Raw genomic sequence first — 832 nt, forward strand, 5'->3', positions numbered from 1 at the left:
ACGTTTCAGCGTGAATCATAATAGGATTCTTCACGGCGATTGCCCCATGATTACTGCCGCATCCTACTACAACATGACTTATGTGTACTTAGTAGGATATAAGGGGCAGAGGGATTTAGGGTGAGGGTTACATAACTGGGATGCACCCCTCTAGCGCAGCTCTGCACATCGACGTTCATGGCAGCAAGAGATCTCTTCCATACAGCGGTGAGGCATGGTCTTGAGAAAGATCAGTGGCGGATTTCTAACGATCCTCTAGAGCTGGAATGGGAAGAAGTCAAAGTTAAGATTGATTTGGCGGCTGAGCGACTGATTGCGGCTGAACGAGGCGAAGAAAAAATTGCTGTAGAGATTAAAAGCTTTATTAGCCCATCTCCGGTTAGCGATTTTCACACTGCTTTGGGGCAGTTTTTGAATTACAGAATTATGCTAGAGGTTAAAGAGCCTGAGGGTGAGCTTTATCTGGCTGTACCGATAGACACCTACGAGGCAATTTTTTCAGAGCCGCTTTGCTCAAACGGCTGTGGAGCGTTACCAGCTTAAGCTCATCGTCTATAACCCAGTCTCAGAGGAGATTGTCAGATGGATAAGTTAGAGCACTTTCGAACCTGTATTCAAGAGCTGTTAGAACAGCATAGCCAGTTCAAAACTCAGGAAGAAGAGGTCGATAATCTACTGGTGTTTGATACAACGCGTGACCATTACCACCGACATTCCGCGGGTTGACAGGGGTTAATTAAGGAGATAGTAGCGGCAGGCTGGAAAGCCCATGAGGCGAATGATTTTGCTGCGTTCTTCCGAGAGGTTGCTGACCTGCTGGGCGGTCCCTACG

The 832-nt window shown here is 47.5% G+C and carries 1 protein-coding gene and 1 pseudogene; both read left to right on the top strand.

The features are described from left to right. Positions 1–177 precede the first annotated feature (177 nt). Positions 178–595, top strand: a pseudogene (locus tag ACQ4N7_RS30330) (XisH family protein). Further along, positions 583–726 carry an element excision factor XisI family protein gene (locus ACQ4N7_RS30335; protein WP_430715139.1) on the top strand — a complete coding sequence of 48 codons (144 nt, stop codon included), beginning with the start codon at positions 583–585 and terminating at the stop codon, positions 724–726. Before ACQ4N7_RS30330 ends, ACQ4N7_RS30335 begins: the two are co-directional and overlap by 13 nt. Positions 727–832 lie beyond the last annotated feature (106 nt).

It is taken from the genome of Nodosilinea sp. AN01ver1 (genome assembly GCF_050565655.1).
GTDB lineage: Bacteria > Cyanobacteriota > Cyanobacteriia > Phormidesmidales > Phormidesmidaceae > Nodosilinea.

Excerpts from the sequence above, each read along its gene's own strand:
- ACQ4N7_RS30335 (WP_430715139.1), top strand. The coding sequence starts at position 583 with ATGGATAAGTTAGAGCACTTTCGAACCTGTATTCAAGAGCTGTTAGAA.